At 65.7% G+C, this 15,833-nt stretch carries 13 protein-coding genes; 11 read left to right on the top strand and 2 right to left on the bottom strand.

Features of this window, described 5'->3' with window-relative positions:
- Window positions 1-41: 41 nt before the first annotated feature.
- Window positions 42-1,052: a LacI family DNA-binding transcriptional regulator gene (locus A7D17_RS00210; protein WP_064507245.1), complete on the top strand. Its 1,011-nt coding sequence runs from the start codon at window positions 42-44 to the stop codon at window positions 1,050-1,052.
- 255 nt (window positions 1,053-1,307) lie between these two features.
- Complete coding sequence (locus A7D17_RS00205) at window positions 1,308-2,624, top strand: hypothetical protein (protein ID WP_064507244.1); 1,317 nt, start codon at window positions 1,308-1,310, stop codon at window positions 2,622-2,624.
- A gap of 484 nt (window positions 2,625-3,108) precedes the next feature.
- On the opposite strand, the gene A7D17_RS00200 is transcribed toward A7D17_RS00205, so the two are convergent.
- On the bottom strand, window positions 3,109-3,333 hold the full coding sequence (locus A7D17_RS00200; RefSeq protein ID WP_239692108.1) for a hypothetical protein: 225 nt from the start codon (window positions 3,331-3,333) through the stop codon (window positions 3,109-3,111).
- Between the two features lie 194 nt (window positions 3,334-3,527).
- Here A7D17_RS00200 and A7D17_RS00195 point away from each other — a divergent pair, with 194 nt between their 5' ends.
- The 4 genes from A7D17_RS00195 to A7D17_RS00180 all read left to right on the top strand — a co-directional run bounded on the left by A7D17_RS00195 (window position 3,528) and on the right by A7D17_RS00180 (window position 7,554).
- On the top strand, window positions 3,528-4,334 hold the full coding sequence (locus A7D17_RS00195; RefSeq protein WP_064507243.1) for a MipA/OmpV family protein: 807 nt from the start codon (window positions 3,528-3,530) through the stop codon (window positions 4,332-4,334).
- Between the two features lie 52 nt (window positions 4,335-4,386).
- Window positions 4,387-5,358: an aspartyl/asparaginyl beta-hydroxylase domain-containing protein gene (locus A7D17_RS00190; RefSeq protein ID WP_064507453.1), complete on the top strand. Its 972-nt coding sequence runs from the start codon at window positions 4,387-4,389 to the stop codon at window positions 5,356-5,358.
- 139 nt (window positions 5,359-5,497) lie between these two features.
- Entirely contained in the window at window positions 5,498-6,181 is a 684-nt protein-coding gene (locus tag A7D17_RS00185) for a response regulator (RefSeq protein ID WP_204377345.1), read from the top strand.
- Window positions 6,178-7,554, top strand: coding sequence for a sensor histidine kinase (locus A7D17_RS00180; RefSeq protein WP_064507242.1), 1,377 nt, complete (start codon window positions 6,178-6,180; stop codon window positions 7,552-7,554). The genes A7D17_RS00185 and A7D17_RS00180 overlap by 4 nt, the downstream gene beginning before the upstream one ends.
- Before the next feature lie 100 nt (window positions 7,555-7,654).
- Here A7D17_RS00180 and A7D17_RS00175 read toward each other — a convergent pair whose 3' ends face one another.
- Window positions 7,655-9,139: a GGDEF domain-containing protein gene (locus tag A7D17_RS00175; RefSeq protein WP_064507241.1), complete on the bottom strand. Its 1,485-nt coding sequence runs from the start codon at window positions 9,137-9,139 to the stop codon at window positions 7,655-7,657.
- Between the two features lie 262 nt (window positions 9,140-9,401).
- On the opposite strand from A7D17_RS00175, the gene A7D17_RS00170 reads away from it, so the two are divergent.
- From A7D17_RS00170 to A7D17_RS00150, 5 genes are all read left to right on the top strand, one after another.
- Window positions 9,402-10,409 carry a zinc-dependent alcohol dehydrogenase family protein gene (locus tag A7D17_RS00170; RefSeq protein ID WP_064507240.1) on the top strand — a complete coding sequence of 336 codons (1,008 nt, stop codon included), beginning with the start codon at window positions 9,402-9,404 and terminating at the stop codon, window positions 10,407-10,409.
- Window positions 10,410-10,879: 470 nt separating this feature from the next.
- Complete coding sequence (gene paoA, locus A7D17_RS00165; protein ID WP_064507239.1) at window positions 10,880-11,521, top strand: aldehyde dehydrogenase iron-sulfur subunit PaoA; 642 nt, start codon at window positions 10,880-10,882, stop codon at window positions 11,519-11,521.
- Window positions 11,518-12,468: an FAD binding domain-containing protein gene (locus A7D17_RS00160; protein WP_064507238.1), complete on the top strand. Its 951-nt coding sequence runs from the start codon at window positions 11,518-11,520 to the stop codon at window positions 12,466-12,468. The genes paoA and A7D17_RS00160 overlap by 4 nt, the downstream gene beginning before the upstream one ends.
- Before the next feature lies 1 nt (window position 12,469).
- Entirely contained in the window at window positions 12,470-14,677 is a 2,208-nt protein-coding gene (gene paoC / locus A7D17_RS00155; RefSeq protein WP_064507237.1) for an aldehyde oxidoreductase molybdenum-binding subunit PaoC, read from the top strand.
- Window positions 14,674-15,699, top strand: a complete 1,026-nt coding sequence (locus A7D17_RS00150) for an XdhC family protein (protein WP_064507236.1) — start codon at window positions 14,674-14,676, stop codon at window positions 15,697-15,699. Before paoC ends, A7D17_RS00150 begins: the two co-directional genes overlap by 4 nt.
- The last annotated feature ends 134 nt before the right edge of the window (window positions 15,700-15,833 follow it).

The following is a 15,833-nucleotide window of genomic DNA, read 5'->3' as shown; positions in this document are numbered from 1 at the left end:
AGACCCGTTGTGCACTGCACAGCAGAACGAAGACCCCTGTCATGGCAATCACCATTTACGACATTGCAAAGCACGTCGGCGTCACCGCCGGCACCGTGTCGCGGGCGCTTTCGCGGCCGGACAAGGTCTTGCCGTCCACGCGCGCGCGCATCGAGCAGGCCGCGGCCGCGCTGGGCTACGTTCCCAACACGGTGGCCAGGACGCTCAAGACCCAGCGCAGCGGCAAGCTCCTGGTCACCGTCCCGGACATCGCCAACCCATTCTTTGCGCAGATCCTGCAAGGCGCGGAGGACGCAGCGCAGGCGGTTGGATATGCGGTGTTGCTGGGCGATACCCAGCACCAGCCCGACCGCGAGGAGCGCTACGCGCAAATGCTCCGGCGCAACGAGGCGGACGGCCTGATCGTGCTGGGGCATCGCCTCCCGCCGACGGCGCGTGAGATCGTCACGCAATTGGGCGCTGCCGCGCCGGTGGTCAACGGCTGCGAGTTCGACCCGGCGCTGGGCATTCCCAGCGTCCATATCGACAACGCGGCCGCTGCGCGCAGCGTGATGGACCACCTGTATGGATTGGGGCACGAGCGCATCGCCGTGGTGGGCGGCCCGCCCGATAACCCCCTGCACCAGCAACGACTGGAAGGGGCGCGGGCGTCCGCCAAGGTGCGCGGCCGTGTGCGCAAGCTGGTTGTGGTGCCGGGCGATTTTTCGGTGGAATCCGGCCATGCGGCTGCGATGGCGCTGTTGGCCCGTGCGTCCGCGCCGACCGCATTCTTCTGCTTCAGCGATCAGGCTGCGCTGGGCGCGCTGGCGGCCTGCCGGGACCTGGGCATCCGCGTGCCGGATGACCTGTCCATTGTCGGCTTCGACGACCTGGCGTCGTCCAAATACCTCACGCCCCCCTTGACCACCATCCGGCAACCCATGCGAGAGATCGGTGTCCGCGCAGTCAATCTGCTGCTTGCGATCATCGAACGGGTGGATGTACCGCCGCAGCAGACGCTGGATTTCAGTTTGATGTTGCGCGGGTCCACTGCTGCGCCGCGGCGTAGGTGATGGCAGTGGTGGGCAAAGCGCCCCCGGCCTTACGCCAATCAGGATGAGGGACATCCCCCGCACAAGCGGGGCAGGCTCCACCCCAGGACGACGGTCGGTCCGCGAGAGCGGTCGCCGTGACCGAAAAATCAACGAAGGATCGATATGCCGGATTACATGCTTGTCCTCAGATGCCTGATCGCATGCTGTCTTGCGATGTTGGCTGGATGTACGCAGGAAACCGCAGTGACCGCTGCCGGTGCGCAGGTAGCGGTAATGGTTGATCGTTCTCCGCTGCCTGCACGCTATCGCGCCGCGCTGCCGGCAACGGTGGATGGCATGCGCGCGTGGGCACAGGGCGATCCGACGCTGCCGCCGGTCGGGCATGTCGTCGATCTGCTGCTTGCAGGCGACGCGGCGATGCTTGCTGCTGTCGAGCGTTCCGCAGCACGCGTGCCGTCTTCCCAGGTTGCGGGTTGGGTCAGCGCCTGGCGGGCGTCGACGCGCTTCAAGTCGGGGACCGAGCGCTATTGCTCGAGGGTTCGGTCGATCATGGACGGAGCGGCAACGCCATTGCGGGATGCGCTGTCAGGCGCGTATGCGGCGAGCTGTCGTAAGCCGCAGGAGCTTGCCTCCCTGCTGCGTCCGGACACAGCGTACTGGGCCGTTATCGAAGCCTACGAAGACACCGCGGACGAAGCTGCGCCGCCCCCGGACCACGATCCACTGGCGCGTGCCGCATTGCAGGCGATCGATGCGGGCGACGACGATGCGGTACGCGATGCGGCGTGGGCACTCGCCTATCGGGCCGAGCCTGCGGCATGGGCCAGCCTACGCGCACTGCATGCGCGTATTTCCGACCGCAAGGAAGCCGACCAACTCGCCATGGCCTTCTTCCGTACCCGCGACCCTCAGTTGCATGCCCTGGCCTGGAGCGCGTGTGCGCGTATGCCGCGACAGCACCCGATGTGCGAATCCGGTCCCGCACCGCATGACACCGACGAACATGCGGCAACGCCGCCTGCGGTTTCCGCTGCGGATCTCGCCGCGATGCGGCAAACGCTCGCAGGCCTGGGCTTTCACCGCGTGGCAGGGTTGGCCGATGCCCGGTTCGAGGCTGCGGATGCTACCTCGGTACTGGCCGCTTCCGGCTACATCCATGGCTTCGATGCCGAGACAGGGCAGTTCCCCAATGCGCACGATTCGCTGCTGCGCACACTGGCACCCCTGGTGCAGCCTGCGCTCGATGGCGCGGTATTCGAAGAACAGGCGCCCGATCAGGAGAGTGGGCCTTATCGGCTGGTTGCCTATCTCGACGGTAAGCGCTACCACATGCTTGCCCGCAATCTGGACGATTGGTATGACATCGATGCGGTTCTGCGCCTGCTCAACGCGATGCTTGCAGATCGTGCCCGAGCGGAGCGTTTTGCCTCGTTGCATACGAACGATCAGATCGCATGGGTCGTTGGCGCTCCGCAATCTGCGCTCCAGGCTGCCTTCAAGGCTGGAGTGCTTCAACCCGGCGATGCTGGCGGTGCAGAGCAACAGGGCAAGGCCTTCGAACATGCGGTGATGCAAGAACTCAAGCAGTGACCGATTCGTGGTGTATGCCCTCCGGGCAGCGGCCTCTCGGCAGGCGATGGATGCACGGCGGCAAGCGTACCGGTCACTACCGACGGCGGCTCCCGTTCCGTTCAATGGTCGCGTGCGTCCGGCCAAGGCCGGCGAACGGCGGGCGCAGTGGCTGTCGGCTGGGAGCGGCGACCAGACCGTGGCGAGCGGGCGCCAGGTAGGCAGGGACAGCGCGCGCATCACCTGATGTGTCGAGTGCGAGCACCGACCACGGTGCCCGGCGGTGAGCGCAGTCGTCCTGACTGCTCCAAGCCGATACGCGGATGTCGAGCGATGCGGGCGCGGCTGGTTTACCGCGCTGGAGTCGCCTACGCAACATGCCGGAGTGCCTGCGCGGTCAAGCGTATGCCACAGGCACAGCTGCATCCGATCATTCTGCTGCCAGGCTGCCAGGCTGCCAGGCTGCCGCGCTCCGGTGAGCTGGTGATGGCCCCCGATGGGAGTCTCAATCGCGCTCGCCGCGCAGTACCGCCTGCAGGAAGGCAATCACCTGCGTTTGCCGCTGCATCCGGCTCAGCTGTGCGGCGGTCCAACCGCCCAGTTCGTGGATGGGGTCGTGGTGGAACCAGCGGGTCGCTTCCTGCGATGGCACGAGCAGGCCGGCCAGCTGAAGGATGGCGGCGTCCTGGCCAGGCGCCGGGACTGGATGCGAGGGCAGTGGGGTGGGCATGCAGGATCTCCGTGGCGGCGGCAACCGTGCCACGTCGATGTCGGCGTCATGTCGCAGACCTGCGCCGGCACTGTCGGTGCAACGCCGACATTTGGCCGACATCGCTGCGGCACGCTGCCGCCGCACCGCTGCTGCAGGCGCCGATCACATCGGCCGATGCGCCCGGGCTCTCCTCCCCTTGAAGGCAATCGCCCATGATCCGTTACCGCCCTGCACTTGCCGCGCTGTTTGCGGTGCCCGCCATCGCCGCTGCCCAGACCACTCCGCAAACCGATCCTGCGTTGTCCGAGCAGGGACCTTATCGCTGGGGGCTCGGGGTTGGTGCGGAGGCCGCGGACAGTCCCTTTGCCGGGGAAGGGACGCGGATCAATCCGATTCCGTTGGTGCTGTTTGAAGGTGAGCGTTTCTTCTTCCGCGGGATCAGTGGCGGTGCCCATCTGGTGACCGGTGACCGCTTCGGCCTGGATGCCATCGTGGCACTGCGCCTGGATGGGGTGGACGCAAACGATCTGGGCGCGGCGGAGCTTGCCCGTAACGGGATCGATCGTGCATTGCTGGAAGACCGTGACGACGGCCTGGACGTCGGCCTGGCCGCGGCCTGGCGCGGCAGGAGTGGCGAGCTGGAGCTCACCGCAAAGGGCGATGTCACCGGCACCAGCGATGGTTACGAGCTGACCGCACGCTACGGCTACGCCATTGGTGTCGGCGGCGGCCAACTGACGCCGAGCATCAGCGTCAGTCATCTGTCCAGTGACCTGGCCAACTATTACTACGGCACGCTTGACGAGGAAGTCGCGCGTGGTGGCGTCCAGTACACGCCCGGTTCGGCAATCGTGACGACGGTGGGTCTGACCTATCTGCGCCCGATCGGCAAACGCTGGCAGTTCCTGACGCGTCTGCAGTACAGCGTGTTGCCCGGTGCATTGAGCGACAGCCCCTTGCTCGAACCGGATCGCGACGGTGTGGGCTCGGTCATGGTCGGCGTTTCGTGGGGTTTCTGATGGCATGCCGCATCGAGCGCACGCAGCGCGGCGCAGCGACGGCCGCGCTGCCATGATCATGACCGTGCTGGTCTGCGTCCTCGCCAGCTGGATTGCGGCGATGACCTACGTTTACCGCTTTCGTGGGCAGGCGCGCTACGCCAGCCTGCGCCAGTACCTGCGCAAGAGCTGGCCGGTGTTCGCGCTGGCTAACGTCATCCTGTATGCCTTCACCCGCGCGGGGGCGCGCGGGCCGTTCGTGCCAGTGCAGATGTACCGCACGCTTCCGGCACTGGCCCAGCACTGGCAGTGCATCCGCGATGAAGCCCTGGCGCTGGTGGCCGGTGGCAGCTTCGAGCAGGCGCGCCGCGAAGGCTCGCCGGCCTCATTCGATGTCGGGTTCCGCACCTTCTACAAACATGGCTGGAGCCGCTACTACCTGCGCTGGTATGGCGCCCCGCATGCCTCGGCACGTGCCAGTTGTCCACGCACCCTGGAGGTATTGGCCGCCCATCCGCAGATCCGCGCGGCAATGTTTGCCGTGTTGCCGCCGCACTCGGTGCTCACCCCGCATGCCGATCCACTGGGATGCTCGCTGCGCTATCACCTGGGCCTGGCGACGCCGAATGCAGCGCAGTGCTTCATCAACGTCGACGGACAGGCCCGCCACTGGCAAGACGGTGAGGCCTTCGTGTTTGACGAAACCTATCTGCATTTCGTGCGCAACGACACCGATGCACCACGCTTGATCCTGATGTGCGATGTAGAGCGGCCGATGCACTGGCCGGGGCGGCTGTTCAATCTCGCCTACAGCCAGCTGGCGCGCGCGGCGAGGACGCCCAACGACGCGCGTGACCGGCGTGGCCCGGTGAGCGCCCTGTATGCCGGCGTTGCGCCAGCGATGGCCTATGGCAAGCGCCTACGTGCGCAGTACCGCCCGCTCTACGTGCTGCTCAAATGGACGATCAATCTGGGCCTGTTGCTGACCACGCTTGGCTTGATTGCCGGGGTGGCCGCCGCACTGCGCTGGTTGCTGCATGGCTGAGCGCCGGCGCTTGCAGGCAGGACCGCGACGATCTGGCCTGCAAGCGCTGGTCGATGCGCTGGACCGTGCGCTGCGTATGATGTTCCTCTTCCTGAGAGTTGCCATGTCGATAACGCACCCGGTCGCTACCACGCAGGTTCTGCAGGTCCTCATCATCGAAGACAACCGGGCGCTGGCGGCCAATATCTTTGATTACCTGGAAGCCTGCGGTCACCGTCCCGACGCCGCGCCGGATGGGCAGTCGGGCCTGAATCTGGCCATCGGCAATCGCTACGACGCGATCATCCTGGACTGGATGCTGCCGCGCATGGACGGCATGAGTGTGTTGCGCAAGTTGCGCGAAGAACATGCCTGTCGCACGCCTATCATCATGCTCACCGCCAAGGATCAACTGGAAGGCAAGCTGCTGGGCTTCGAGAATGGCGCCGACGACTATCTGGTCAAGCCGGTCGCGCTGCCGGAACTGGAAATCCGGTTGCGGGTCATGGTGAGCCGTGCCCGCGCCAGCGCAACGGCCGGCAACGTGTTGCAGGTGCACGATATGCGCTACGACCTGGATCGCCTGGCGATCGCGCGCGGGACACGGAGCGTGGTGCTGTCGGGCACCTTGCGTGGGGTGCTTGAGCTATTGATGCGGGAATCGCCACGGGTGGTGCGGCGCGACCGGCTGGAGCAACTGATCTGGGGCGATGCGTTGCCCGAAGGCGACCTGCTACGCTCGCATATGCATGTGCTGCGGCGCGCGCTGGATCACGAGGGCGAGCAGAAGTTGCTGCACACCGTGACCGGTATCGGCTATCGCCTGGGCGGGGCTGCCGAATGAGCCGCGGCGCTCGCCTGCGCAGCCTGCAATGGTTGATCAGCGCCAGCTTGTTGCTGTCGTGTGTCGTGCTGGCGTTGGGGATGTCGGTGCAGGGTTTCCTGAGTCAGGAGTTGATCGAAGACCCGATCTGGCGGCAATTGCTGACGGTAAGCACGCAAAACCTCACTCGCCTGCCGCCGGAAGAGCTGCGGCAGGCGATACCGCGTAGCGGCCCGGTCAAGGGCTGGCTACTACAGCCGGGCGCACCGCTGCCTGCGGACATGCCCGCCTTCTTCGCCGGGCTGGCGCCGGGCTATTACGGGGAAGGCCAGCTGGATACGCAGGGCGACCCCTCCCTGCTGGCAAAACTGCTCTCCATCGTGCGGCCGCACTGGGGGCCGTTCGCCAGCGATGCCGACAGCGCCCGCCACGACCGCAGCTATTCGGCGTTGGTGACCGCCGTGCCGCAGGGGCGGTTGGTCATGAGCATCGAACTGACCGCGCTGGAGGACAAACAAAATGGCGGCGTGCAGCTCAGTGTGCTGTTCTTCATCTGCAATCTGGCGATGATCGGGTTGGTGATCTGGTGGCTGGTTCTGGGCTTTGCGCGCCCGGTGCAGGACCTTGCCAGACGCATGCGCCTGCTGGATCCGCTGCAACCGGCGCAGCGGCTGCCCACCGATTACCGCAAGAGCGAGCTCAACACCATCGCGCGCGAAGCCAATGCGCATCTGGAGCGCGTGGAGCGCGCGATCGAACGCGAACGCAGCCTGCTGGATCAGGCCAGTCACGAGTTCCGCACACCGCTGGCGGTGATTTCCGGTGCGGCCGATGTCCTGCACAAGCAGCAGCTGCCGGAACGGGCGCAAGGGCCGCTGCATCGCATCGATGAGGCGGTGGACAACCTCACCCGCATCATGGAAGCGCTGCTCTACCTGTCACGCGAGCCAACGCCCGCCGAGCGTCAGCAGGTGACCATCCTGCACGGGCTGCTGCCGGAGCTGGTGCAGGATCATCTGTATCTGGTGTCTGCCAAACCGGTGGAGTACTGCATCAGCGCGCTGGAGCCGCTCACGCTGCATGCGCCCGAATCGATGGTGCGCATCGCGGTGGGCAATCTGTTGCGCAACGCGGCCGATCACACCTATGTGGGCCAGATCGAGGTGAGTCTGCACGGCCATCGCCTGAGCATTCGCGATTCCGGCGACGGCTTCGATACTGCATTAGCCGCGCAGCGCTACACCGCATCGTTGAAGCAGTCGGTCAAGCAGGGCGGCGGTGCGGGACTGGGCCTGTTCCTCACCCGCCGGATCTGCGAACGCTTCGGATGGCGGCTGCATCTGGAGTCCTCCACTACCCAAGGCACGCTGGCCATCATCGATTTCCAGCCGTAGATGGGTGTGCAACACGCACCTCCACCGCACCTGGTGCCCACGTACTGCCCGGCAGGAATACCAGTGCGCACTCAGGCCGGACACGGAGCCCGCTGGCAACTCACGCAGAGGTCCGATCGCGCCCGCCTTGCTTGGCGCGATACAGCGCAGAATCGGCGTCGTGCACGATCGCATCCGGGGTGCGGGGAGCTTCGCCCGGCTCAAAGGTGGCGGCGCCCACACTGACGGTGACGTGCGCGCTGGTCGGGCTGGGCAGATGCATCAAGCCGAGTTCGGCCACGGCGCTACGCACCGTATCAGCCAGGCGCAGCGCACCGGCCGCGTCGGTATGCGGCAGGATCATGGCGAATTCTTCGCCGCCGTAGCGGGCGGCAACATCATCGCTGCGGCGCGAGCAAGCGGCGATGGCGCCGGCAATCAGGCGCAGGCAGGCATCGCCGTTCACATGCCCATAGCTGTCGTTGTAGAGCTTGAAATGATCGACATCGATCATCAGGACCGATAACGGCGACTGTTGGCGCACGGCATCCTGCAAGGCCTGCGATAGCCGGTGGTCGAACGCACGGCGGTTGGCGATGCCGGTGAGCGCGTCCACCCAGGCCTCGGAGCTGAGCCGGTCTTCGTTGCGGTGCATGCGGCGCAGCTGCAGGTCCAGCCAGATCCCCACGCCAAGCAGCAGCATGCAGCCGAGCGTGGCGATCACGATGCGCTGCTGTGCTGCTTGCCGCCAGCTTGCCAGCGCGTCGTCTACCGAAACGCCGGTCAACACGGTCAGTGGATACGGGCGCGCCGGCGCGAAGCTGGAGATACGCTCCACACCATCGATCGGCGAGCGATAGGTTGCGGTACCGTGCTTGCGTGCGCGCATGGTGACATAGATGGAGGTGCCGGCGATCGAGGCGCCCACCACGCCCTGTCGGTCGGGCCGGCGTACCAGCACGATGCCGTCGTCGTTGATCATGCCGATGGTGCCATGCGGCCCCACGTCGAACGTGCTGTAGTAATGCTGGAAATACTTCAATTGCAGCGTGACCAGTACCACGCCGGCGAACTCGCCGTTGGGCGTGTTGAGCCGGCGGCTGAGTGTCATCACCCAGCTGCCATCGGAGCGGCTCTGCACCGGTGGGCCGACCAGCGACAGCGCATCGCGGTGATCGCGGTGATACTTGAAATAGGCGCGGTCGGCGTTGTTGTGCGTTCGGGGCGTGCTGTCCAGCGACGAACTCACCCAGCTGCCATCGGCGGCGTAGATGAAGATGCCATGCAGCCGGTCCGAGCGGCGTGCCTCGCGCACCAGGAAATCGTGCATCGCCACGCCCGCGCGTGCAGCGCCCTGGTCGTGTTCGACACGCGCCACCAGTCCCGACAGCACGGCATCGGCGATCGACAAGGTATCGCTGGCATGCTGCGCCAGCGAGTTGGCCAGGTTTGACGACTGCGTCTCCGCACTACGCAGTGCGCTCGCACGTTCCTCGTGAATGGACCAGTATTCGGACCCGAGCAACAGCATCCACGACACGACCAGCACGAAGCACAACGCGATGCGCTGTGCACGTTGCCGCCGCCGCTTTGTCGTTGACGTCACTGTGGCTCCCTGTCTGTCCAGCAGGGTGATGCAACCGGTGTGCCAGCCTATGCGCGCCTCGCGGCAATCGTGTGCAGACGCCGGGGCAGCATGCGGATCTGTGATTGGCCGCTCACCAGGGCGCAACAGCTCGGTTGACGGCGGCGCACGATGCGCCTGCGACGCACGGCATCCCGCGCACACCGATGCAAGCCAGCTCGACTGCATTCGCATCACGGCATGCATGCTATCCAGTCCCTGGATCACACTTCAGGAGCCCCCAATGCGCGCCATTCGTCTATCGCATCCCGCCGGCCTGGATGCACTGCATTTGGTCGACATGCCCGATCCCGGGCAGCCTGCGCGTGGTCAGATCCGCGTGCGCCTTCAGGCAAGTTCGCTCAACTTCCATGACCTGGGCGTCGTGCTTGGGCACATGCCGACCGCAGACGGGCGCATTCCCATGTCCGACGGTGCCGGTGTGGTGGAAGCGGTGGGGCCGGAGGTCAGCGAGTTCGCCGTGGGCGATCATGTGGTGTCCACCTTCTTTCCGCAGTGGCTGGACGGTGAGCCGCTGCAGGCCGGGTTTGCGACCACGCCAGGCGACGGGGTCGATGGCTATGCGCGGTCTGCGGTCGTGGCGGCCGCAACCGCGTTCACGCATGCGCCGGCCGGTTATAGCCATGCGCAGGCCGCCACCCTGACCACCGCCGGCGTCACCGCCTGGCGTGCGCTGGTGGTCAATGGCGGGCTGAAGGCGGGCGACACGGTGCTGGTGCTGGGCACCGGTGGCGTGTCGATCTTCGCGCTGCAGTTCGCCAAGGCCATGGGCGCCACTGTGATCGCCACGTCCTCATCCGACCAGAAGCTGGAAAAGGCGCGTGCGCTTGGCGCCGACCATGTCATCAACTATCGGCAGCATGCGCAGTGGTCTGCGCAGGTGCTGGAGATCACCGACGGCCGCGGTGTGGACCATGTGGTGGAAGTCGGCGGGCCGGGAACGCTTGCCCAATCGATCCGCGCGGCGCGCGTGGGCGGGCACATCGCCCTGATCGGCGTATTGACCGGTGCCGCCGGCCCGGTGCCGACCGCCGAAATGATGGGGCGCCAGCAGCGTCTGCAGGGGTTGGTTGTCGGCAGCCGGCGGCACCAGCAGGATCTGGTGCGTGCACTGGACGGCCTGCCGCTGCGCCCGGTGATCGACCGCGCCTACCCGCTGGATGCCATCGGCGAGGCATTCGCGCTGCAGAAGGCGGGCGGCCACCTGGGCAAGATCGTGCTGGAGTTTTGAACAGCCAACAAGCCGACTGCGCTCACCGCCAGGCGGGCGTGGCCGGTGCTTGGTGCGGCATGTAGCACGCGTCCACTGCGGTTCCTGCGCGCCGTGCGCACCCGCGACCGCGAGCTTACGGTTTGGCAGCCGCTCTACCGTGCGAGCTGGCGACGCGCCGACAGGTGATGCGCGGCGCGCGCATCATCGCCGCAATGCAGGTGTCGCCCAAATCCCGGTTCGCAGGTGATGCTGCAAACGCTTGACGTCCCACCGCATCGCGCAATGACACAGCGGCACGGCAACACACCTCCAATGATGAGCACGTTTCATAACCGCATGCAGACTCCAACTTCAATGCTGGTGCAGGCGATCCCTAGAATCGGGTGACCCCAGGCTCGATCGCGCAGGCTGCACTCACGCGCCTGTGACCGGTGGCCCTGCACATTGATAAAGAACTGTACAAGCCAGCATTGTTGGAGATGCCAGCCATGAGAGACATCAAGATGACCCGTCGCGAGGTATTGATCGCTGGCACGGCGTCCGCAGCCAGTGTCGCCGCTACCCAATCGATGGCTGCCAATGCGGTGGCGCAACGGCAGGCGGCGGAGCCGGCCAATACGTCCAGCCAGGTCGCGTTCGAGGTCAACGGCAAGCCGGTGACGCTGACCCTGGATAACCGCACCACCTTGCTGGATGCGCTGCGCGAACATCTGCAGTTGACCGGCACCAAGAAAGGCTGCGATCACGGGCAATGCGGTGCATGCACGGTGATCGTGGATGGGCATCGCATGAATGCCTGTCTGTCGTTGGCGGTGATGCACCAGGGGGCGAAGGTCACCACGATCGAAGGCCTGGGAACGCCGGACAAGTTGCATCCGATGCAGGCTGCATTCGTCAAACACGACGGGTATCAATGCGGCTACTGCACGCCTGGCCAGATCTGTTCGGCGGTGGCGGTGCTGGATGAGGTCAAGCGTGGCATCCCCAGTCACGTGACTGAAGACCTCACCGCCCGGGCCAGGCTCACCACCCCGGAATTGCAGGAGCGCATGAGCGGCAACATCTGCCGGTGTGGTGCGTATTCCAATATCGTCGAAGCGATCAACGATGTAGCGGGAGAACGCGCATGAAGGCCTTCAGCTATGAGCGCGCTACATCGCCAGCCGATGCTGCGGCCAAGGCCGCGCGTCAACCCGGGGCCAAATTCATTGCCGGCGGCACAAATCTGCTGGACCTGATGAAACTGCAGATCGAAACCCCGTCGCATTTGATCGACGTCAATGGCTTGAGCCTGGACACCATCGAGGCGACGCCGGAAGGTGGATTACGCATCGGTGCACTGGTGCGCAATACCGATCTGGCTGCCGATGCGCGCGTTCGCCGCGACTATGCGGTGTTGTCGCGCGCGCTGTTGGCAGGCGCGTCGGGCCAACTGCGCAACCGTGCAACCACCGCAGGCAATCTGTTGCAGCGTACGCGCTGCCCGTATTTCTACGACACCAACCAACCGTGCAACAAGCGCCTGCCCGGCAGTGGTTGCGCGGCCATTGGTGGTTTCAATCGGCAGTTGGCAGTGATCGGCACCAGTGAGTCCTGCATCGCCACCCATCCCAGCGACATGGCGATCGCCATGCGTGTACTGGATGCCGTGGTGGACACCGTGCGTCCGGACGGACAGACCCGTGCAGTGCCGCTGGCGGAGTTCTATCGCGCGCCGGGTACCACGCCGCACCTGGAAACAGTCCTGGAGAGGGGCGAGTTGATCACCTCGGTGACGCTGCCCAAACCGCTGGGCGGAACGCATGTGTATCGCAAGGTACGTGATCGCGCGTCCTATGCATTTGCTTTGGTGTCGGTGGCTGCCGTCGTGCAGCGCGACGGAACCGCCCGTATTGGCGTCGGTGGCGTGGCGCACAAGCCCTGGCGTAGCGAAGCTGCCGAAGCGCAATCGCGCCAGGGCGCGCGCGCCATTGCGTCCGTGCTGCTGGAAGGCGCACAGCCCACCGAACACAACGCATTCAAGGTGCCGCTGGTCGAACGCACCTTGACTGCGATCCTGGCCGACGCGAGGGCCTGACATGAAATTCGACACTCCAGCCGGAACCAACCCGATCGATCAACTCAAGATCGTGGGTAAGCCCGTGGACCGCATCGATGGGCCACTCAAGACCACCGGCCAGGCGCCGTACGCCTACGAGCATCACGATCTGCCTGGCCGCGCCGCCTATGGACATGTGGTGGGTGCAGGCATCGCCAAAGGCACCATCCGCAGCATCGATCTGAGCGCAGCGCGCAATGCCCCCGGGGTGCTGGGCATCGTCACCGCACAGAACGCCGGAGCGTTGCACAAGGGCAAGCTCAATACCGCCAAGCTGTTGGGCGGGCCGGAAATCCAGCATTACCATCAGGCCATTGCCGTGGTGATTGCGGAGACCTTCGAGCAGGCGCGTGCAGCCGGCCAACTCATCAAGGTGGAGTATGGTCGCCACGTGGGTGCCTACGATCTGGAAAAGGCGCGCGGCGCTGCCAAGGTCACCAAGTCCGGCGGGGCCCCCAATAGCAGCGTGGGCGACTTCGCGAATGCATTTGGCGCGGCACCGGTACAGCTCGACGCCGAATACACCACCCCGGATCACTCGCACGCAATGATGGAGCCGCACGCATCGATCGCGATGTGGGAAGGCGACAAGCTCAGTGTCTGGACGTCGAACCAGATGATCGCCTGGGGCGCGCGTGATCTGGCCACCACGCTCGGCATCCCGCGCGAGAACGTGCGGATCATGTCGCCTTACGTGGGGGGTGGATTCGGCAGCAAGTTATTCCTGCGTGCCGATGCGGTGCTGGCGGCGCTGGCGGCGCGCGAGGTTGGGCGCCCGGTGAAGGTGATGCTGCCGCGGCCGCTGATTGCCAACAACACCACGCATCGCCCGGCCACCATACAGCGCATCCGCCTCGGCGCGGCGCGTGACGGCAAGCTCACCGCAATCGCCCACGAAACCTGGTCTGGCGACCTGCCCGATGGCGAACCGGAGATCGCCGCCGCGCAGACCCAGCTGCTGTACGCCGGTGCCAATCGACTGACTGCCACGCGCCTGGCCGTGCTCGATTTGCCTGAAGGCAATGCGATGCGCGCGCCCGGCGAAGCGCCCGGGCTGATGGCGCTGGAGATCGCCATGGACGAGATGGCGGAAAAACTGCAGATGGATCCGGTTAAATTCCGTGTCGTCAACGACACCCAGGTCGATCCAGAAAATCCGCAGCGTCCCTTCTCACAGCGGCAGCTGGTCAAGTGTCTGGAGGAAGGTGCCAAACGGTTCGAGTGGTCCAGGCGCAGTGCCAGGCCTGCCAGTACGCGCGACGGTCGCTGGCTGGTCGGAATGGGCGTGGCCGCGGCGTTTCGCAATGCGCCGGTGATGACATCCGGTGCGCGCATGCGGCTGGAGCAGGGTGGGCGCGTGGTGGTGGAAACCGACATGACCGACATCGGCACCGGCTCCTACACCATCATTGCGCAGACCGCCGCAGAGATGCTGGGCGTGCCGCTGGACTGGGTGGATGTGCGGCTGGGCGATTCCAGTTTCCCCGCGTCGGCTGGGTCGGGCGGGCAGTGGGGGGCGAACAGTTCCACTGCCGGTGTCTATGCCGCATCGGTGAAATTGCGCGAGGCCGTGGCCGCCCGGCTCGGGCTGGACCCGGCCAAGGCCGAGTTCGCCGATGGCCATGTGCGTGCCGGTGGCAAACGCATCGCGCTTGGCGATGCGGCCGCCAACGGTGCATTGATGGTGGAAGACAAGATCGAATTCGGCGACCTGGCGAAGAAACAGCAGCTGTCCACCTTCGGTGCGCATTTTGTCGAGGTCGGCGTGGATATCGCCACTGCGGAAATACGCATTCGCCGCATGCTTGCGGTCTGCGCCGCCGGGCGCATCCTTAACCCCAAGTCGGCGCGCAGCCAGGTCATCGGCGGCATGACGATGGGTGCGGGTGCGGCGTTGATGGAAGAGCTGGCGGTGGACAAACGCTTCGGCTTCTTCGTCAACCACGATCTGGCCGGATATGAAGTGCCGGTGCATGCGGATATCCCGCACCAGGAGGTGATCTTCCTGGAAGAAAGCGACCCGATGTCCTCGCCGATGAAGGCCAAAGGCGTGGGCGAGCTTGGCATCTGCGGCGTGGCGGCGGCGATCGCCAATGCGGTCTATCACGCCACCGGGGTGCGCGTGCGCAATTACCCGGTCACGCTCGAGAAGCTGCTGCCGCACCTGCCCGAGTCGCTGCGCGCGTGAGCGCGGTCGTCGCACCGGTTACGCAGGGGGCGCCGGCCGACTCGGCGTGGCCAGCGTGGCCGGGCTATGCCTTGCACGAGGATTTGCTGCCGGTCTTGACGGCCTGGCAGCGTGCCGGGCAGCGCGTTGCGATGGCCACCTTGATCGATGTGCAGGGATCCTCGCCGCGGCCACTGGGCAGCGAGATGGCGATCAGCGCCGACGGCAGGGTGGCTGGCTATGTGTCCGGCGGTTGCGTGGAAGCGGCCGTGACGCACGAAGCATTGGCTGCCCTGCGCGATGGGCGGCCACGCTGGCTGGACTACGGCGAAGGTAGCGAGGTGCTGGATATCCAGCTCAGCTGTGGTGGACGCATTGGGGTGCTGGTGTGGCCGGTGCCGGATCTGGCGGAGCACCTGGCACGTTGGCGCAATGCACGCCAGCACCGGCGTGCATTTCATGTTGCGCTTGATCGCATGACCGGGGCGGTACGCTATCCCGTTAGCGCCCAGGACGCGCATGCGAGCGAATTCGTGCGTGTGCATCGCCCTCCGTTGCGGGTGGTGGTGGTGGGTGCCGATCCGGCGCTACTGGTGCTGGTGTCCCTGGCCAGCCAGATGGGCTTTGAACTGCGTGTCCTGCGGCCGCACGGCCCCAGCGAACCGCCGCCCGGTCTGGCGCCGGAACACTACGATCGCCGCGCGCTGGGCGATGCGCTCGTGGCCTTGCAGCTGGACGCCAACACTGCGTTGTACAGCCTGGCGCACGATAGCGAGATCGACCTGCAGGTTGCATCTCGCGGCCTGGCATCCAACGTTGCGTGCATCGGGATCCTGGGCAGCCGGCACAAGCGCGAAGCGCGCCTGCAGGCACTGCGCGCCCTCGGGCATGACGATGCAGCACTCGCGCGCCTGCGGCTGCCTGCCGGCTGGCGCATGGGATGGTCGTCGCCGCACACCATCGCGCTCGGCATCATCGCCGAAGCCACGCAGGCAGTAGCGGACGTGCAGGTCAGTTTCGCAGGCGTGCACGCACATAGATAACGTTCGCAACAAGGGGGCGCGTCTGGCGCCCGTGTTGCTTCACGAACAAGCGGCAGATCTATGCCCACGAGGCGCATCCGATACGCCTGCACACGGCCACGATTCGATGGAAACCTGGCCTCGCACGTCCGGTG

This window comes from Xanthomonas floridensis (assembly GCF_001642575.1).
Lineage (GTDB): Bacteria > Pseudomonadota > Gammaproteobacteria > Xanthomonadales > Xanthomonadaceae > Xanthomonas > Xanthomonas floridensis.
This window is presented reverse-complemented; position numbering and strand designations above follow the sequence as displayed.

Excerpts from the sequence above, each read along its gene's own strand:
- A7D17_RS00210 (WP_064507245.1), top strand. The coding sequence starts at position 42 with ATGGCAATCACCATTTACGACATTGCAAAGCACGTCGGCGTCACCGCC.
- A7D17_RS00205 (WP_064507244.1), top strand. The coding sequence starts at position 1,308 with ATGGTTGATCGTTCTCCGCTGCCTGCACGCTATCGCGCCGCGCTGCCG.
- A7D17_RS00200 (WP_239692108.1), bottom strand. The coding sequence starts at position 3,333 with ATGCCCACCCCACTGCCCTCGCATCCAGTCCCGGCGCCTGGCCAGGAC.
- A7D17_RS00195 (WP_064507243.1), top strand. The coding sequence starts at position 3,528 with ATGATCCGTTACCGCCCTGCACTTGCCGCGCTGTTTGCGGTGCCCGCC.
- A7D17_RS00190 (WP_064507453.1), top strand. The coding sequence starts at position 4,387 with ATGATCATGACCGTGCTGGTCTGCGTCCTCGCCAGCTGGATTGCGGCG.
- A7D17_RS00180 (WP_064507242.1), top strand. The coding sequence starts at position 6,178 with ATGAGCCGCGGCGCTCGCCTGCGCAGCCTGCAATGGTTGATCAGCGCC.
- A7D17_RS00170 (WP_064507240.1), top strand. The coding sequence starts at position 9,402 with ATGCGCGCCATTCGTCTATCGCATCCCGCCGGCCTGGATGCACTGCAT.
- paoA (WP_064507239.1), top strand. The coding sequence starts at position 10,880 with ATGAGAGACATCAAGATGACCCGTCGCGAGGTATTGATCGCTGGCACG.
- A7D17_RS00160 (WP_064507238.1), top strand. The coding sequence starts at position 11,518 with ATGAAGGCCTTCAGCTATGAGCGCGCTACATCGCCAGCCGATGCTGCG.
- paoC (WP_064507237.1), top strand. The coding sequence starts at position 12,470 with ATGAAATTCGACACTCCAGCCGGAACCAACCCGATCGATCAACTCAAG.